Genomic DNA, 17,625 nt, shown 5'->3' on the forward strand with positions numbered 1-17,625 from the left:
AGACGTAAAAAATACAAAGATTGCTTCGTGCCTCGCAATGACGGCAATGAGCATAAAAAAATAAAGATTATCATTAACCATGAGTGATAAAGTTAAAGTAACTATAGACGGAATAACAGTAGAGGTTGACAATGGCACCACTATTCTAAATGCTGCAAGGCAAATAGGAGGTGACATCGTTCCGCCGGCAATGTGCTATTATTCTAAGTTAGAAGGCAGTGGTGGTAAATGCCGTACCTGTATTGTTAAGGTAACAAAAGGTTCGGAGAAAGATCCACGGCCTATGCCGAAATTGGTTGCATCTTGCCGTACAACTGTAATGGATGGTATGGAAGTGTTAAACATCACTTCGCCCGAAGTTTTAGAAGCCCGTGCAGGTGTGGTTGAAATTTTATTAATCAACCATCCGTTAGATTGCCCTGTTTGCGACCAGGCTGGTGAGTGCGATTTGCAAAACTTAGGTTACGAGCACGGTTTACAAAAAACCCGTTACGAATTTGAGCGCCGTACTTTCGACCGTATTGATATCGGAGATAAAATTCAGTTACACATGAACCGTTGTATTTTGTGTTATCGTTGTGTTTTCACAGCAGATCAAATTACAAATAAACGTGTTCATGGTATTTTAAACCGCGGCGACCATTCAGAAATTTCTACATACATCCAACAAGCTGTTGATAACGATTTCTCAGGAAACGTAATCGATGTTTGTCCGGTTGGTGCTTTAACAGACAAAACTTTCCGTTTTAAAAATCGTGTTTGGTTTACTAAACCGGTTGATGCACATCGCAATTGCGACCATGAAAAATGCAATGGCAAAGTGACTCTCTGGTATAAAGGCGAGGATGTTTTACGTGTAACGGCACGTAAAGATCAATTTGGTGAGGTTGAAGAATTTATCTGCAATACTTGCCGTTTTGATAAAAAAGCAACATCAGACTGGACAATTGAACATCCAACACATATTGATGATACATCGGTAATTGCTTCAAATCATTATGAAACATTAAAACCGCTTCCGGTTATTAAGCCAAATGCGGCATTGCAAGCAGCTAATGAAATTGAGTTACATAAAACAGTAAAATACTAATGGAAATAAGTTTTGTAATAGAAAAATTTATTCTGGTAGCGGTAATTTTCGGTATCAGTTTAGTTATCGCCATGTATTCTACTTATGCTGAGCGTAAAGTTGCAGCCTATCTTCAAGACCGCTTAGGTCCGGATAGAGCTGGTCCGTTTGGTATTTTACAGCCGTTGGCTGATGGTGTAAAAATGTTTATGAAGGAAGAAATTATTCCGGCTTCATCAAACAAATGGTTATTTATAGTAGGGCCGGGTTTGGCTTTACTTTGTGCTTGTATAGGTACAGCCGTTATTCCTTGGGGCAGCCCAATGGAAATTGGGGGCAAAATGGTTCCTTTACAAGTTGCTGATATTAATGTTGGTGTTTTATACATTTTTGGTGTTGTATCATTAGGCGTTTACGGTGTAATGATTGGCGGCTGGGCATCAAATAACAAATATTCGTTGTTAAGTGCTATTCGTGCAGCATCGCAAAACATCAGTTATGAAATCGCAATGGGATTATCAATCATCGCTTTGCTTTTAATGACAAACACTTTAAGTTTAAAAGAAATTGTTGATCAACAGCATGGCTGGAGATGGAATGTATTGTATCAACCTTTAGGATTTTTAATCTTTATGGTATGTTCTTTTGCTGAAACCAATCGTGCACCTTTCGATTTACCGGAGTGTGAAACAGAGTTAATCGGTGGTTATCATACAGAATATTCATCAATGAAATTGGGTTTCTACCTTTTTGCTGAATATATCAACATGTTTGTATCATCAGCAGTAATGGCAACTTTATATTTCGGCGGATACAATTATCCGGGTATGGATTATATGGCAACCTTATTAGGGCCAACGTGGGCACCGCTTTTTGGCGTTGGTATTTTCTTTTTAAAGATCGTGTTTTTCATCTTTTTCTTCATGTGGGTACGTTGGACAATCCCTCGTTTCCGTTACGATCAATTGATGAATTTAGGTTGGAAAGGTTTAATACCTTTGGCTATTGCCAACATTATAATAACAGGTATTGTGATTGCGATTATTGAGAAGTTTTAGTTATGGAATCATTAAGTAATAAGAAAAAAGTACTGGAGCAAAAGCCTTTAAGCTTTATGGAGCGTATGTACCTGCCTGCAATTGCAAAAGGTATGGGTATTACCATCAGCCACTTATTCAAGAAAGAGGCTACTGTAAGATATCCGGAAGTAGAACGCGAATTCTCTACAAATTTTAGAGGTATGCATTCGCTTAAACGCGATGAAAACGGTAAAGAGCGTTGTACGGCTTGCGGTTTATGTGCATTATCTTGTCCGGCTGAAGCAATTACTATGATTGCTGCTGAACGTAAAAATGAAGAGAAGCATTTATATCGTGAAGAAAAATATGCTGCAACTTATGAAATTAATATGTTGCGTTGTATTTTCTGCGGATTATGCGAAGAGGCTTGTCCGAAGGAAGCAATTTACTTAGACGGACCAATTGTTCCTGCTGATTACCTTCGTAAAGATTTTATCTACGGAAAAGATAAGTTGGTTGAAGCTCCGTTAGAGATGAAAAAATAGTTATAACACAATCCGTCATTGCGAGGAACGAAGCAATCCTAAAGCAATGACTATAAAAATGAGATTGCTTCATGCCTCGCAATGACGAGGTCTACAAAAAAATAACAAATTAATGGGTACACAAGTATTCTATTTCGTAGCTACATTAAGTATCATCTTTTCGCTGATGGTGATTTTTGCAAAAAATCCTATCCATAGCGTTTTGTACTTAATCCTTACCTTTTTCACATTTACGGTACATTATGTATTGTTGAATGCTCAATTTTTGGCAGTTGTAAACTTTATCGTTTATATGGGTGCCATAATGGTTTTATTTTTATTCGTGCTAATGCTCCTCAACCTTAACAAGGAAACCGAGCCGGTAAAATCGCCATTAATAAAAATTGTGGGCGTAATTGCCGGTTGTTGCCTGGTGGTTACTTTAGTTGGGTCTTTCAAAGCGGCAAGTATTAACAGCCCATTAGTATTGAAAAATCAAAGCTTAGGTTTGGTAGAAAATTTAGGAAAAGAGCTTTTCGGTCCTTTCTTATTGCCGTTTGAGTTATCATCTCTATTACTATTGGCAGCAATGGTTGGAGCCGTTTTATTATCTAAAAGAGATGAGGTAGAAGCATAATGGAAAATTTAACTACACAAATGGCAGGCGTTCCGCTAAATCACTACATCTACTTATGTGCAATTATTTTCACGATAGGCGTAATTGGTGTTTTAACCCGTAGAAATGCAATCGTAATTTTTATGTCGGTTGAGTTGATGTTAAATGCAGTAAATTTGCTTTTAACGGCTTTCTCTGTTCATAGTAACGACCCATCCGGACAGGTTTTCGTATTCTTTATTATGGCGCTGGCTGCTGCAGAGGTTGCAGTTGGTTTGGCGATTATCGTAATGGTTTATAGAAATACGAAATCGATAGATATTAATGTTTTAAATCGCCTTAAGTGGTAAATATATATTAAGAATGACAATAGAACAATTGATTTGGTTAGTTCCGTTACTTCCTTTTTTAGGGTTTGTAATTAATGGACTGGGCAGAAACTCTTTATCTAAAGGGCTTGTTGGTATTATTGGGAGTGGCGTTATTCTAGCTTCTTTCGTTATCAGCGTGGTTATTTTCTTTAGTTTACAAGGCGATACACAAAAATCTCACGAAGTATTTTTATTCGATTGGATTAGCGCAGGCACACTCCACATTCCTTTATCATTTCTGGTTGATCCATTAAGTTCAATCATGCTTTTGATTATAACCGGAATAGGTTTTTTAATCCATTTATATTCTACCAGCTACATGCATGATGATGCAGGATTTGGTAAATTCTTTGCCTACCTAAACCTGTTTGTGTTCTTCATGCTATTGTTGGTATTGGGCTCAAACTATATTGTTATGTTTATCGGTTGGGAAGGTGTAGGTTTATGCTCATATCTTCTAATCGGTTTCTGGTATACAAATAGTGCCTATGCATCGGCAGCGAAAAAAGCTTTTGTGATGAACCGTATAGGTGATTTAGGCTTTTTGTTAGGTGTATTCTTAATCTTTAATACTTTCGGTAGTGTAGAATTTGCAAAGGTTTTCCCTCAGGCTGCAAATATGTTGCCTGGTCAAAATACTTTATTTCTGATTACAGTATTGTTATTTATTGGTGCTTGTGGTAAATCGGCTCAATTGCCATTATTTACCTGGTTACCTGATGCAATGGCCGGTCCAACACCTGTTTCTGCATTAATACATGCGGCAACAATGGTAACCGCAGGTATTTATATGATTGCCCGCTCGAGTGTATTGTTTGATTTAGCACCAGTAACACAAAACATCATTGCAATTGTTGGTGCCGCAACGGCGTTGGTAGCCGCTATTATCGCCTTAACTCAAACCGATATTAAAAAAGTATTGGCTTATTCAACAGTATCACAATTAGGTTACATGTTTTTAGGCTTAGGCGTTGGTGCTTATACAGGTTCATTCTTCCATGTATTAACTCACGCATTCTTTAAAGCATTATTATTCTTAGGTGCTGGTTCGGTTATTCATGCTATGCATCACGAACAAGACATGCGTCACATGGGTGGATTAAGAAAGAAACTTCCGATTACATTTTTAACCATGATGATTGGTACAATTGCTATAGCAGGTTTACCGCCCTTTTCTGGTTTTTTCTCAAAAGATGAAATTTTAGCACATGCTTTTCAGGCAAGTCCTATTTTATGGGGAGTTGGGGTGCTGACAGCATTCTTAACAGCATTTTATATGTTCAGATTGATGTTCCTTACTTTCTCAGGAAAATATCGTGGAACCCATCATGAAGAAAGCCATGTTCATGAATCGCCTGTGGCGATGACTACGCCATTAATAATTCTGGCAATTTTGGCCGCTATTGGTGGAGCAATAAATATCCCTCATGTTTTTGGTGGAAACGAATGGTTAGCACATTGGTTAACAGGTGCTGATGTTTCGCAACATGAATTAGATTTAAGTCATTCAACTGAATTTACTTTGATGGGCGTTTCAGTTTTGGCTGCAATTGTAGCTTTGCTATACGCTTATACACGATATGTAAAAGGTGCCCGTGTACCTGTAGCTGATGAAGCGCCACGTTCTGCACTCGCAAAATTATCATACAACAAATTTTATTTAGATGAGATTTACGATTTCATCATTACAAAACCATTAGATGCTTTCTCAAGATTTTTCTACAGAATAATCGATACTAAATTTATTGATGGAATTGTCAACGGATTAGGTTGGAGTACAAACGAAGCGAGTAAAGGCGTTCGTTTATTACAAAGTGGAAATGTAGGTTTCTATATTTTTATGATGGTTATTGGTATCATCGCATTGCTTGCTTATACATTTTATTACATATAAAAAGGGTTCAAAAATAAATAATGGAACAACTTTTACTACTTATATTTCTTCCGCTTTTAGGTGCTATTATTACGGCATTTGCAGGTAAATCGGCTAAAATAGTTTCTACTGTAATTTCAGTAGTATCTTTGGGATTGGCATTGTTTATTGCATGTAACTTCATTCCTAATGCAAGTACGCAATTTGAGGCTAACCTGCCATGGATTACTGACTTAGGGATTCGTTTTCATGCCGGTATAGATGGGATAAGCATGCTTGTGTTATTGCTTACCAATTTGCTAATTCCTATTATCATCTTATCAAGCTATAAACACGAGTATAAAAACCCCTCTGCCTTTTATGCATTGATTTTATTTATGCAAACGGGTTTATTGTTGGTATTCACTGCGATGGACGCTTTCTTATTCTATATTGGGTGGGAAGCGGCATTAATCCCAATCTATTTCATTTGTGCCTTCTGGGGCGGAAAAGATAGAATCCGCATTAACATGAAGTTCTTCGTGTATACGATTGCTGGTTCATTATTTATGCTGATGGGTATTATTTATTTGTATTTACAAAACCCGGCTAACAATTTTGAAATAGCAGAATTTTATAAATTAAATTTAGATAGCGCTCAACAAGGATGGATTTTCTGGGCTTTCTTTATTGCCTTTGCGATTAAGATGCCGATTTTTCCTTTCCATACCTGGCAACCAGATACCTATACAGCAGCGCCAACGCAAGGTACCATGTTGTTATCAGGTATTATGTTAAAGATGGGTATTTATGGTGTAATCAGATGGTTACTGCCTATCGTACCGGCAGGTGTACAAGATTGGTCGGGTTTAGCTATGGTACTTTCTATCATTGGTATTGTTTACGCCTCTATAATTGCTTTCACACAGAAAGATGCCAAGCGTTTAGTCGCCTATTCATCTATCGCTCACGTTGGCTTAATTTCGGCAGGTATTTTCGCATTAAATCAACAAGGTTTACAAGGCGCAATGGTTCAAATGTTGAGTCACGGTATTAACGTAGTCGGTTTATTCTTCGTGTTAGACATCATTTTCTCAAGAACTAAAACCAATAAAATTGAAGAACTGGGGGGTATTGCAAAATCAGCACCGCAACTAGCCATTGTTTTCTTAATCATCGTTTTAGGAACAGTAGCCTTACCAGGAACAAATGGTTTTATTGGCGAGTTTCTACTTTTAATGGGCGTTTATAATTATGGCATTTTGGCTGCAGCTGTTGCGGGTTTAACCATCATTTTTGGTGCGGTTTATATGTTACGCATGTACCAAAATGTAATGCTTGGTAAAACAAACGATTTAACCATCACTTTTACGGACATTCAAGGAACAGAGAAATTGGTTCTTTATATTATTTGTGCTTTAATTATTGTTTTGGGTGTTTACCCGAAACCATTATTGCACTTAACAGAAGCATCTGTACAACATTTGTTAGAACAGGTAAATCAAAAATTAACATCAGTAAAATAAGCAATGAATATTATTATAACCATTAGTATAACCGCTTTTATTGTACTTTATGCAGGTTTGTTTAAAGCAAAGAAAGCCTTGTTGCCGCTTACAGTTGTTGGCTTATTAAATGCGTTGGGTTTTACATGTGCTGCGTGGAATAGCAATGCTGTTCATTTCGGGATGATGCAAACTGATAATTTTGCTTTGGCATTTTCGGGTGTTTGTATTATCGGCACACTTTTAATCTTCTTACTAACACAAAATTATTTTCACGCTAAGAGTGATAACATTGCCGAGTATTATACCCTTATTCTTTTTGCCCTTGCGGGAATGATTATGATGGTATCGTACAAAAACATGGCGATGTTGTTTGTTGGCTTGGAAATTATGTCGGTAAGTTTGTACATCCTAGCTGGTATTCGTAAAAAAGATTTTGCCTCGAACGAGGCTTCGTTGAAATATTTTTTAATGGGTGCTTTTTCAACCGGCTTTTTATTATTTGGTATCACTTTAATTTATGGTGCTACCGGTTCATTCGATTTAGATAAAATTCAAGCTTATTTAGTTGATAACAGCAAAGCAATTTCTCCAATTTTTTATCCGGGTGTTATCTTAATGATGATTGGTTTATGCTTTAAGGTTGGTGCTGCTCCATTCCACTTCTGGACACCAGACGTTTACGAAGGCTCGCCAACGTTGATTACCACTTTCATGAGTACTGTTGTGAAAACCGCAGGTTTTGCAGCTTTCTTAAGGTTATTTGCTGATGCTTTTGCACCACTTCACGATTTCTGGGTTGCACCTTTAATTGTTATTGTTTGCATCACCTTGTTTATAGGTAATGTTACTGCATTGTTCCAAAAACACTTTAAGCGTATGCTGGCCTACTCGAGTATCTCTCATGCGGGCTACTTATTGTTTTCATTAGTTGTTATTGGTGCTAATTCTCAAAACAGTGTTTTAGTATATGCTGCAGCATACACCTTCGCCTCAATCATCGCGTTTGCGGTTTTAATTTTGGTAAAACAAAAAACAGGTAGCGATAGCTTTGAAAGTTTTAACGGCTTAGGAAAGAAAAATCCCTTAGTGGCCATTTCTTTAACTATAGCCATGCTTTCATTAGCCGGAATTCCTTTAACGGCTGGTTTTATTGGGAAATACTTAATGTTTCTGAATGTAATGGGCGAGTACAAAATGCTTTTAGTGGCTTTCGCTATCTTAAATGCTTTAGTAGGTTTCTATTATTACTTTAAGGTAATTGTTGCGGTGTGGTTTAAAGATGGCTCAGAAGTTGAATTATCTACGCCAGCACAATACAAAGTTGTGTTGGCGGTTTCAGTTGCGATTACGTTAGTTTTGGGCGTTTATCCGGCAATTATTTTAAACCTGATATAGGTGTAACTTGTTAGATAATTATTTGTAGTTTTACGAATAATTGAATATGCACGATTTTTGGACTAACCTTCAGCATCTAATCTCTCCCGAAAAATTATTGAGGGAAGGCGGTTTCTATCTCGTTGTATTCGTTATCTACGCGGAAACAGGCTTATTCTTTGGTTTTTTCCTACCTGGAGACTATTTATTATTTCTTGCTGGCATGTTTGTTGCTACTGGCAAACTTGATGTTAACATTGCTGTTTTATTGGCCGGATTATGCGTAGCTGCAATTTCAGGTAATTTTACGGGTTATTGGTTCGGTAGAAGAACTGGTCCACTATTGTATACCAGAAAGGATAGTTTCTTTTTTAAGAAACGCTATTTAAAAGCAGCTGAGAATTATTACAATAAGCAAGGTGCATTTGCTTTAATTATGGGCAGATTTGTGCCTATTGTAAGAACTTTTGCGCCTATTTTTGCAGGAATTGTAAAACTAGACTTTAAAAAATTTGCGCTTTATAATATTGTTGGCGCATTGCTTTGGATTTGCTCGCTAACCTTATTGGGTTATTTTTTGGGCCGAAAATTTGAAAAAGAAATTAACGATTACTTATTATATATTATTATTGGCTTTATCCTTATCACAACTATACCATTATTAATTACCTTTGTAAAAAATAAAGTAACAACTGCTGAAGAGGAAAAGACAGATTTAAATTAAAAATGGCAAAAGAAGAAAACCACGCTTGGCATAGCGTATCACCTGGTGCAAACGTACCTGAAATTGTAAATGCAATTATAGAAATTCCAAAAGGCTCAAAAGCTAAATATGAAATAGATAAAGAATCTGGTTTAATTAAGTTAGACAGGGTTCTTTTTTCATCAGTAATGTATCCGGCTAACTATGGTTTTATTCCACAAACGTATTGTGATGATAAAGATCCATTAGATATTTTGGTGCTTTGCTCTGTAGATGTTTACCCAATGACGGTTATTGAAGCTAAAGTTGTTGGTGTAATGCACATGGTAGATAATGGCGAGCAGGATGATAAAATTATCGCTGTTGCTAAAAACGATATGTCGGTAAATTATATCAACGATTTAGATGAATTGCCGCCACATACAATGAAAGAAATTGTTCGTTTCTTTCAGGATTACAAAGCATTAGAAGAAAAAAATGTAACTATCGAGCATTTGCTTGGCGTTCGTTATGCACATAAAGTAATTAGAGAAAGTATAGAACTTTATAATACAACATTTAGAGAATTAGCATAATGGATTTACCCACGGTCTGTTTGTTTTTAAATTTAAAGTTAAGCGCAATCCTTCCATCAACAAACCTGGCGATGGTTGCCTTAAAGGAAACTGATGAAACTTCAGTAGGATGGCGGTTATTTTTTGCTCTATTTTTGGTGCTATTAAATGGATTTTTCGTTGCCGCAGAGTTTGCAATCGTTAAAGTTCGGGCATCACAAATCGAAATAAAAGCAAAATCGGGCAGTCGAGTTGGCAAAATGGCCAAAACCATTATTCATAATTTGGATGGTTATTTAGCCGCAACACAATTAGGTATAACGCTTGCATCACTTGGTTTAGGTTGGGTTGGTGAAGGTGTTATGCATACCATTTTCAAAAATCTTTTTGATAGTTTGCAATGGGGATTTAGTGATGCAACAATCCACACAGCATCTACTATTGTAGCTTTCTCGCTTATTACCATTATGCATATTGTATTTGGTGAATTGGCTCCAAAATCTTTTGCAATACAACGGCCTGTAGCAACAACACTTTTTGTATCTGTTCCGCTACAGATTTTTTATGTAGTGTTTAAGCCTTTCATCTGGACATTAAACAGCCTTGCAGCTGTTATTTTGAAGCCATTTGGTATCGATACTTCAGCAGGACATGAATCTTTGCACAGTTCTGAAGAACTACAATATCTGCTCGATCAAGGTAAGGAGAGTGGTGCATTAGATAATAACGAACACGAGCTCATCAAAAATGTATTTGATTTTAATGAGCGTGTTGTAAAAAACATCATGGTTCCACGAACCAAAATTTCGGGTATCGAGCTTTCTTCTTCTAAAGAGGATGTTATTGATAAAATCATTAAGGAAGGCTATTCCCGTTTACCTGTTTATGATGAAATTATGGACAAGATTGTTGGTATTATCCATGCCAAAGATATTTTGCCATTGGTTGCATCAGGTAATCAGCATTGGACATTGAACGACATTATACGTAAACCTTATTTCGTTACAGAAACAAAAAAGATTAACGATTTGATGAGCGAGCTGCAAAGTAACCGCATACAAATTGCGATTGTTTTGGATGAGTTTGGTGGCACTGCCGGAATGGTAACCCTTGAAGATATTGTTGAAGAACTTGTAGGCGAAATTCAGGATGAGTATGACGAGGAAAAACCCTTGGTAGAAAAAATTGCAGAGAATGAATTCATTGTAAATGCTTTCGCTACGGTGTACGATGTAAACGAACATCTGCCTCACGATTTGCCGGAAGATGAAGACTTTGATACCATAGGTGGATTAGTTTCTCACGTGTTTGAGCGTATTCCTGAAGTTGGAGAGAGCAATGAATCTTATGGGTATTTGTTTACCATCCTTAAGAAAACAGAACAAAATATCGAAACCGTTAAGTTAGAATTGGTTATAAACGAAGATGATATGGTTGATAATCATTAATTTCAACTATGAATATTTTTTATACCCCTGATATAACTGATTCTTCCTACACACTTAACGAAGAAGAAAGTAAACATTGTATAAGGGTTTTAAGATTGCCGGTTGGCGCTATTGTTTACCTTGTTGATGGTGTGGGTGGTTTTTTTACAGCAGAAATTACATCCGATAATCCAAAAAAGGTTACGCTAAAAGTTATTAGCGCCGAAGCCGAGTACGGTAAAAGAAACCATTATCTGCACATCGCAGTTGCACCGACTAAAAATATCGATCGCCTTGAATGGTTTTTAGAAAAGGCTACTGAACTCGGTATTGATGAAATTACGCCGATTATTACCGATAGATCTGAACGTAGAGTAGTCAAAGAAGATCGCTTAAATAAAGTTATTACTTCGGCGGTTAAGCAATCCATAAAGGCTTATCACCCAAAAATGAATGAAGCCCTTTCTTTCGATTCTTTAATGAAGCAACCGTTTGAAGGAAACAAACTAATTGCTCATTGTATTGATAATGCAGATAAAAAATACATTTCAGATTTAGTAAATCCCTTTCAAAAATATTTAGTATTAATTGGTCCGGAAGGTGATTTTACACCTAACGAAGTTGAACAAGCTTTGAATAAAGACTTTAAACCCCTAACTTTAGGTAATAACAGATTAAGAACAGAAACTGCAGCCCTTGCAGCCTGTTTCGAAATCAATTACCTAAACCGATAGTTAGTTTGAAATTTTCAAAAATCAAATTCCGAATTTCAAAAATAGCAAGGTTGCTATTTTGCTTCAGCATTTTGTCATTTATCCTTAGCCTTTACTCATTTTCATCACCACCATCTTATCGAATGGCTAAGTTAAAATACAATGGCGGCGGAGATTGGTATGCCGATAGGACAGCACTTCCCAACTTAATCGCTTTTTGTAATGCTAATCTTAAAACTAATTTCTATCCTGATGAAAGCGTTGTAGAAGTTGGCAGTAAAGAACTTTTCAACTTTCCTTTCGTTTATATGACGGGGCATGGAAACGTTGTTTTTAGTGACCAGGAAGCTAAAAATTTAAGACAATATTTAGTTGGTGGTGGTTTTCTTCACATCGATGATAATTATGGTTTAGATAAATTTATTCGGCCACAGATGAAAAAGGTTTTTCCTGAACTGAGTTTTGTAGAGTTGCCGGCAAATCATGCTATTTACAATCAAAAATTTAAATTCCCTGGTGGATTGCCAAAAATCCATGAACATGATAATAAAAGGCCTCAAGGTTTTGCATTAATTTTTAAAGGAAGAGTTGTTTGTTATTATACCTTTGAGTGTGATTTAGGCAACGGTTGGGAAGATTTTGGAACTTACCCTGAGGATACGCAGGAAACTCGCTCCAAGGCTTTAAAAATGGGCGCTAATCTTATTCAGTACGCTTTAACTCAGTAATTATGTATAAAATAAAAGTTAACGATAATTTTCAGTTTGAGCTTGAAGAAAAAGCAAGTGATTTTTATTTAAATGGCTCAAAATTAAATGTTGATGTAAGTGATACAGCAGCTAATGCAACTAATATTATTTACAACAACAAATCTTTTAACGCAGAAATTGTTGAGCTTAACAGAATGGATAAAACATGTACCGTTCGGGTTAATGGAAATAATTATTCACTCAAGGTTGAAGATAAATTCGACCAATTGTTAAAACAGCTCGGTTTAGACAACATCGCATCAGCTAAAATAGCCGAAATTAAAGCACCAATGCCAGGGTTAGTTTTAAGTGTTGCTGTTAAAGAAGGCACGGAAGTAAAAAAAGGCGACAACCTTTTGATATTAGAAGCCATGAAAATGGAGAACATTATTAAATCTCCAACGGATGGTATCGTAAAAAAAATAGCGGTTATACAGGGCGATAAGGTCGAAAAAAATCAGGTGCTCCTGCAGTTTAAATAAAGCTTATAACAAGAGAAGCCCCGATATTTTCAGGGCTTCTTTTATATTATCTCTTAGGAGGATTAAAAGCTTTTGGCTTCGTTTGTTTAAAGTTTCGCTTGCCAGCCGTACTAATTTCCGGCGCTCCAAGCATCGTCATTGCACAACGGAAACCTACTTCTGCTGATGCTTCATCTTGTTGTAAGAAACGACGCGTTGCCGGATTTAACCAATAAGCCATATCATTCCATGAACCACCTTTATAAACTCTTGATTTATCGTTTACCAGTGAAATACCTTCATCGTTAAGCAATTTGTTTTGTCTGTCGCGATATCCACGCTCATCAGCCTGATAAGAAGTTACCATTGCAGTTGGATCTGGAGATTTAGCAATTGAATCTGCTCTTTTTGCTAAAGCTTGTTTTTCAGCCCATGTTAATTTTTTACCCGAGTAAGCATTTGCTTTAATCGGCTTGCCATATTTATCTAAAGCAATTTTTCCATTTGCCGCATCAGCAAGCTGCTTATCTTGAAATTGGTTACCACGATAAGGATTAAAAGCTTCAGCATCAGTAAAAGTACCTGTACGATAAACATCATTAACCCACTCATTTACGTTTCCAGCCATATTAAATAAACCGAAATCATTTGGTGCATAATAGCGAACAGGAGCCGTTAAATCAGCCTTATCATTTAATGAACCGCCAACACCCATATAGTCGCCAGGTGCTCTTTTAAAGTTGGCTTGTACTAAACCTCTGGTTTTTTTTGCCGCAGAGCTAACGCCAAGGCCATTCCATGGATAAATTTTATTCTGACTAATGTTTTCGTATTCTGTATTTCCAATTAAACCTAATGCTGCATATTCCCACTCGGCTTCTGTTGGTAATCGGTATGGTTGCATAATTACACCATCTTCTAACGTTGCGTTTCTGGTTGGTACTGCGTTACCACCTCTTCCACCAGCTGCACCCACAGATGCGCCAGCTTTAGCATTATAGTCTTTTGGTGCATTTTTACCTTTATCATCATACTGACCGTTTAAGTAAGCATCAGTATTAAAAGGTTTATCAGGTCTGGCTGTTGCAGCGGCAGTAGTTGTATTACCTCGAGCAGGGTTATTTCCCTGAGCCAATGTTTTGTAATCCGTTAAAATACCTTTTTGGCGAAGAATGTATTCGTTAGCCTGAGAAGTTCTCCATTCGCAAAAACGCGATGCTTGTTCCCAACTTACACCAACAACCGGGTAATCTCTATATGCCGGGTGTCTTAAATAATTATCAACGTATGGTTCGTTGTACGATAGCGCACGGCGCCACACCAAAGTATCAGGTAATTCATTGTAATAAAATTCTCTGTCTTCCGGATAGCTCGTTCTTATCCAATGCAAATATTCAAGCCAATCCGTATTTGAAACTTCCGTTTCATCCATGTAAAAAGAAGGTACAGTTACTTGTCTTTTGTAATTGTAAATATTTGGTTCAACCCCTGCAACCTCAATTGCACTTCCACCTACAACCAAAACCCCACCTTCAATAGGAATTAAGCCCGGCCCGGGGGCACGCTTGTATTGAGATGCTACAGTAAAACTGCCATAAGTTTTGTTGTTCTTATCAGCATAAGGAATACCAGTTTTACTGGATACGCCTCCTTTGTTTCCACCGCAAGAAGATAGAAGGGCTACAGCAGCAAGGCAGGTTAAAGAATATAGTAATTGTTTTTTCATATGATGCAATATCATGGATATGAGCTTATTCAACTCGTAAAATTACGGAATTTTAAATGATTTCGTAAAATTTGTGTTAATAAATATAGTAGATGCTTTTTTTAATGCAAAACGTATTAATAATCAATGTATTGTGTTTGGTTTAAAATATTTAGATTAAAGATTTTTGTCTGTAAAGCAGGTATAAATTGGTGTGCTTATTGCCTTATACGATTTTCAAATAAATTAGTTTAAAAGGTTTAGGTTATGTTTAAAAAGGTATTAATTATAGTTTTTTCGTTATTTATATTGTTATTCGCTGCCGCAGCTGCCATTCCAATGTTTTTTAAAGAGGAAATTGATGCGAAAATCAAATCCAGCATTAATAAAAATGTAAATGCAAAGGTTAATTATAAAGAACTTGATTTATCTATAATATCTTCATTCCCCAATGTGGGCATAAAAATCAACAATCTATCTATAATTGGTATTGATAGTTTTGATAAAGATACACTTGCAAATGTTAAACAACTTCAATTAAATGTTAATTTATGGAGCGTTTTAAAGGGCGATACATACCAGATTAATTCTGTTAATTTAAATGAGCCAAATATATTAGTTAAGGTATTGAAAAATGGTGTTGCCAATTGGGATATCATGAAACCAGATTCTGCAAATTTAACGACCGACTCGTCAAAAAGTACTTTTAAGGCGGCCTTTCAAAAATATTCTATAGAGCAGGGTACAATTACTTATGATGATGCATCGCTGGGCTTATACATGAAATTAGATAGTTTAAACCATAGCGGAAAAGGTGATTTCACGCAGGATTTATTTACGCTGGATACGCAATCAGAAATTGAAAAACTAACGGTAAAATATCGCGGAATTCCGTATTTAAATGGCGTTAAGTTAGATGCTGAGCTTCCTGTTGAGATAGACACTAAAAATATGAAGTTTACTTTTGCCGATAATAAAATAAAGTTGAATGAACTCCTTTTATCGGCAGTTGGTTATTTGGCCATGCCAAATGAAACCGATATGGTTATGGATTTTAAATTTGATGCAAAAGAATCTGAGCTTAAAAATTTCTTGTCGCTAATACCATCTATTTATGCAGCAAATTTTAAGGATTTAGAAGCAACAGGCAAATTTTCGATGAATGGAAACGCAAAAGGCATTTACAATGAGAAATCATTACCAGCCTTTAATGTTAACCTACTTGTAGAAAATGGTAAAATAAAGTATCCTTCTTTACCTTCAGCAATTAATAATATTCAAATCAAGTCGCAAATCAGTAATCCAAATGGTGTAATTGATAATACAGTTGTTAATGTTCCTTCTTTTCATTTAGAATTTGGACAAGTTCCTGTTGATGGAAAACTTTTGCTAAAAAATCCGGTTTCCGATCCATTTATTGATATGGCATTAAAAGGGAAATTAGATTTAAAACAATTAACTGCAATTTTTCCAATGAAGGATATGGTTTTAAGCGGTATTTTAGATGCTGATGTTAAGGCCGCCGGTAGAAAATCATCAATTGATAGACAACAATACGAAGCGTTTAAAGCATCCGGACAAATTATTGCTAATAACTTTAATTATGCCGGCAAAAATGTACCAATGCCTGTAAGTGTTCCGTCGGCAAAACTAATATTTAGCCCAAAAAATATCACACTAAGTAACCTTGTTGCAAAAATTGGAAGTAGTGATTTTACCGCTAATGGTTCGCTTAACAACTACCTGAGTTATTTCTTTAATAAAAATCAATTATTGCAAGGTAGCTTCAACATGTTATCCAATCTGGTAAATGTTAACGAGTTAATGGGACCAAAAGTAACTGAGGCTACACCGGCATCAAAAGAAAGTAAGTTAACCGTATTCGAAGTTCCGGGAAATATTAATTTCAATGTAAACGCAAAAGCAAATAAAGTAATTTATGATAATTACGATATCACCAATGCAATCGGAACATTATTGGTGAAAGATAAGACCATAACTTTTAAAAATATGGGCATGAATATGCTTGATGGCAAATTAAGAATGGATGGAACTTACGCCACCATAAACCCAAAAAAACCAAAAGTTGATGTTGATTTTGGTATTGATAACATGAATATTCAAAAAGCCTTCCAGGCTTTTAATACTATAAAATTCTTAGCGCCGGTTGCAAAATATGCGAAGGGTACTTTCTCCACAGATTTGAAATATAATTCGGATTTAGATGAGCACATGCAACCGGTGTATTCAACAATAAATGCAGAAGGCTTAACAAATATTATTGAGGCAATGATTGATGGTTTTGAGCCATTAAATAAATTGGCGGCATCCTTAAGTTCAGATAAGTTTAAAAAACTGGAGCTTAATAATGTGGTTACAAAGTTCAAAATAAAAGATGGAAGACTGAATGTAGCTCCATTTGATATTAAAAAGGATGGAATTGTGATGAATGTTCAAGGCTCAAACGATATAGACCAAACCATGGATTATAACCTGGGTTTAAATTTGCCAAGGGCGATGCTAGGCGCTAAAGCAAATGAAACCGTAAATGCAATGCTTGGAAAATTAAACAGTAAAGCTGGCACAAACGTATCTGTGAGTGATAACGTTAAAGTTAACGCTGTTTTAGGCGGAACATTTTTGAAACCAACCATTAATCTAAAATATGGCATTGCCGATGCAAAATCTACAGCTAAGGAGGCCATTACGAATGTTATAGCTGAAAAAAAGGCAGAATTTCAAACAAAAGCACAGGCGAAATTAGACACGGTTAAGGTAAAGGCTACAGAAAAAGTTAAAGATGCAATTGCAGATAAACTAAACAATCTATTCAAGAAAAAGACAATTAACTAGTTGCTAATTTGGCTCGTTATCATCAAGAAAATTGTTCAAAAAATGTGCTACATCATATTTGTAAAAAATCGTAGATTTAGTTAGTATAATTTTCAAAAAACGTAAGTTTACTGTAAAATATAATTTG

At 36.1% G+C, this 17,625-nt stretch carries 16 protein-coding genes; 15 read left to right on the forward strand and 1 reads right to left on the reverse strand.

Annotated features, from left to right (window positions below):
* Positions 1–79: 79 nt before the first annotated feature.
* The 14 genes from LUA86_RS01385 to LUA86_RS01450 all read left to right on the forward strand — a co-directional run bounded on the left by LUA86_RS01385 (position 80) and on the right by LUA86_RS01450 (position 12,961).
* Positions 80–1,090: a 2Fe-2S iron-sulfur cluster-binding protein gene (locus tag LUA86_RS01385; RefSeq protein WP_231458754.1), complete on the forward strand. Its 1,011-nt coding sequence runs from the start codon at positions 80–82 to the stop codon at positions 1,088–1,090.
* Positions 1,090–2,127 carry an NADH-quinone oxidoreductase subunit NuoH gene (gene nuoH, locus LUA86_RS01390; RefSeq protein ID WP_231458755.1) on the forward strand — a complete coding sequence of 346 codons (1,038 nt, stop codon included), beginning with the start codon at positions 1,090–1,092 and terminating at the stop codon, positions 2,125–2,127. The genes LUA86_RS01385 and nuoH overlap by 1 nt, the downstream gene beginning before the upstream one ends.
* A gap of 2 nt (positions 2,128–2,129) precedes the next feature.
* On the forward strand, positions 2,130–2,633 hold the full coding sequence (locus tag LUA86_RS01395; RefSeq protein ID WP_231458756.1) for an NADH-quinone oxidoreductase subunit I: 504 nt from the start codon (positions 2,130–2,132) through the stop codon (positions 2,631–2,633).
* Between the two features lie 112 nt (positions 2,634–2,745).
* Positions 2,746–3,249, forward strand: a complete 504-nt coding sequence (locus LUA86_RS01400; RefSeq protein ID WP_231458757.1) for an NADH-quinone oxidoreductase subunit J — start codon at positions 2,746–2,748, stop codon at positions 3,247–3,249.
* Positions 3,249–3,578: an NADH-quinone oxidoreductase subunit NuoK gene (nuoK, locus tag LUA86_RS01405; RefSeq protein ID WP_010601897.1), complete on the forward strand. Its 330-nt coding sequence runs from the start codon at positions 3,249–3,251 to the stop codon at positions 3,576–3,578. Before LUA86_RS01400 ends, nuoK begins: the two co-directional genes overlap by 1 nt.
* 13 nt (positions 3,579–3,591) lie before the next feature.
* On the forward strand, positions 3,592–5,493 hold the full coding sequence (gene nuoL, locus LUA86_RS01410; protein WP_370634281.1) for an NADH-quinone oxidoreductase subunit L: 1,902 nt from the start codon (positions 3,592–3,594) through the stop codon (positions 5,491–5,493).
* A 20-nt stretch (positions 5,494–5,513) separates the two neighbouring features.
* Positions 5,514–6,977, forward strand: a complete 1,464-nt coding sequence (locus LUA86_RS01415; RefSeq protein ID WP_231458758.1) for a NuoM family protein — start codon at positions 5,514–5,516, stop codon at positions 6,975–6,977.
* A 3-nt stretch (positions 6,978–6,980) separates the two neighbouring features.
* Positions 6,981–8,354 carry an NADH-quinone oxidoreductase subunit N gene (locus LUA86_RS01420; protein WP_231458759.1) on the forward strand — a complete coding sequence of 458 codons (1,374 nt, stop codon included), beginning with the start codon at positions 6,981–6,983 and terminating at the stop codon, positions 8,352–8,354.
* 46 nt (positions 8,355–8,400) lie between these two features.
* Entirely contained in the window at positions 8,401–9,057 is a 657-nt protein-coding gene (locus LUA86_RS01425) for a DedA family protein (RefSeq protein WP_231458760.1), read from the forward strand.
* Between the two features lie 2 nt (positions 9,058–9,059).
* Complete coding sequence (locus LUA86_RS01430) at positions 9,060–9,611, forward strand: inorganic diphosphatase (RefSeq protein ID WP_231458761.1); 552 nt, start codon at positions 9,060–9,062, stop codon at positions 9,609–9,611.
* A gap of 71 nt (positions 9,612–9,682) precedes the next feature.
* Positions 9,683–11,038: a hemolysin family protein gene (locus tag LUA86_RS01435; RefSeq protein WP_370634300.1), complete on the forward strand. Its 1,356-nt coding sequence runs from the start codon at positions 9,683–9,685 to the stop codon at positions 11,036–11,038.
* An 8-nt stretch (positions 11,039–11,046) separates the two neighbouring features.
* Positions 11,047–11,751 carry a 16S rRNA (uracil(1498)-N(3))-methyltransferase gene (locus LUA86_RS01440; RefSeq protein WP_231458763.1) on the forward strand — a complete coding sequence of 235 codons (705 nt, stop codon included), beginning with the start codon at positions 11,047–11,049 and terminating at the stop codon, positions 11,749–11,751.
* A 122-nt stretch (positions 11,752–11,873) separates the two neighbouring features.
* Positions 11,874–12,458, forward strand: coding sequence for a DUF4159 domain-containing protein (locus LUA86_RS01445; protein WP_231458764.1), 585 nt, complete (start codon positions 11,874–11,876; stop codon positions 12,456–12,458).
* A 2-nt stretch (positions 12,459–12,460) separates the two neighbouring features.
* Positions 12,461–12,961, forward strand: coding sequence for an acetyl-CoA carboxylase biotin carboxyl carrier protein subunit (locus LUA86_RS01450; protein ID WP_231458765.1), 501 nt, complete (start codon positions 12,461–12,463; stop codon positions 12,959–12,961).
* Between the two features lie 46 nt (positions 12,962–13,007).
* Here LUA86_RS01450 and LUA86_RS01455 read toward each other — a convergent pair whose 3' ends face one another.
* Positions 13,008–14,666, reverse strand: a complete 1,659-nt coding sequence (locus tag LUA86_RS01455; RefSeq protein ID WP_231458766.1) for an SUMF1/EgtB/PvdO family nonheme iron enzyme — start codon at positions 14,664–14,666, stop codon at positions 13,008–13,010.
* Positions 14,667–14,912: 246 nt separating this feature from the next.
* Between LUA86_RS01455 and LUA86_RS01460 the strand changes: the two genes are divergently transcribed.
* Positions 14,913–17,498 (forward strand): AsmA-like C-terminal region-containing protein, encoded by a 2,586-nt coding sequence (locus tag LUA86_RS01460; protein ID WP_231458767.1) that lies wholly within the window; start codon positions 14,913–14,915, stop codon positions 17,496–17,498.
* Positions 17,499–17,625 lie beyond the last annotated feature (127 nt).

The organism is Pedobacter sp. Leaf132 (assembly GCF_920984695.1).
Lineage (GTDB): Bacteria > Bacteroidota > Bacteroidia > Sphingobacteriales > Sphingobacteriaceae > Pedobacter.

Coding starts and splice junctions, on each gene's coding strand:
- LUA86_RS01385 (WP_231458754.1), top strand. CDS start 80: ATGAGTGATAAAGTTAAAGTAACTATAGACGGAATAACAGTAGAGGTT.
- nuoH (WP_231458755.1), top strand. CDS start 1,090: ATGGAAATAAGTTTTGTAATAGAAAAATTTATTCTGGTAGCGGTAATT.
- LUA86_RS01395 (WP_231458756.1), top strand. CDS start 2,130: ATGGAATCATTAAGTAATAAGAAAAAAGTACTGGAGCAAAAGCCTTTA.
- LUA86_RS01400 (WP_231458757.1), top strand. CDS start 2,746: ATGGGTACACAAGTATTCTATTTCGTAGCTACATTAAGTATCATCTTT.
- nuoK (WP_010601897.1), top strand. CDS start 3,249: ATGGAAAATTTAACTACACAAATGGCAGGCGTTCCGCTAAATCACTAC.
- nuoL (WP_370634281.1), top strand. CDS start 3,592: ATGACAATAGAACAATTGATTTGGTTAGTTCCGTTACTTCCTTTTTTA.
- LUA86_RS01415 (WP_231458758.1), top strand. CDS start 5,514: ATGGAACAACTTTTACTACTTATATTTCTTCCGCTTTTAGGTGCTATT.
- LUA86_RS01420 (WP_231458759.1), top strand. CDS start 6,981: ATGAATATTATTATAACCATTAGTATAACCGCTTTTATTGTACTTTAT.
- LUA86_RS01425 (WP_231458760.1), top strand. CDS start 8,401: ATGCACGATTTTTGGACTAACCTTCAGCATCTAATCTCTCCCGAAAAA.
- LUA86_RS01430 (WP_231458761.1), top strand. CDS start 9,060: ATGGCAAAAGAAGAAAACCACGCTTGGCATAGCGTATCACCTGGTGCA.
- LUA86_RS01435 (WP_370634300.1), top strand. CDS start 9,683: ATGGTTGCCTTAAAGGAAACTGATGAAACTTCAGTAGGATGGCGGTTA.
- LUA86_RS01440 (WP_231458763.1), top strand. CDS start 11,047: ATGAATATTTTTTATACCCCTGATATAACTGATTCTTCCTACACACTT.
- LUA86_RS01445 (WP_231458764.1), top strand. CDS start 11,874: ATGGCTAAGTTAAAATACAATGGCGGCGGAGATTGGTATGCCGATAGG.
- LUA86_RS01450 (WP_231458765.1), top strand. CDS start 12,461: ATGTATAAAATAAAAGTTAACGATAATTTTCAGTTTGAGCTTGAAGAA.
- LUA86_RS01455 (WP_231458766.1), bottom strand. CDS start 14,666: ATGAAAAAACAATTACTATATTCTTTAACCTGCCTTGCTGCTGTAGCC.
- LUA86_RS01460 (WP_231458767.1), top strand. CDS start 14,913: ATGTTTAAAAAGGTATTAATTATAGTTTTTTCGTTATTTATATTGTTA.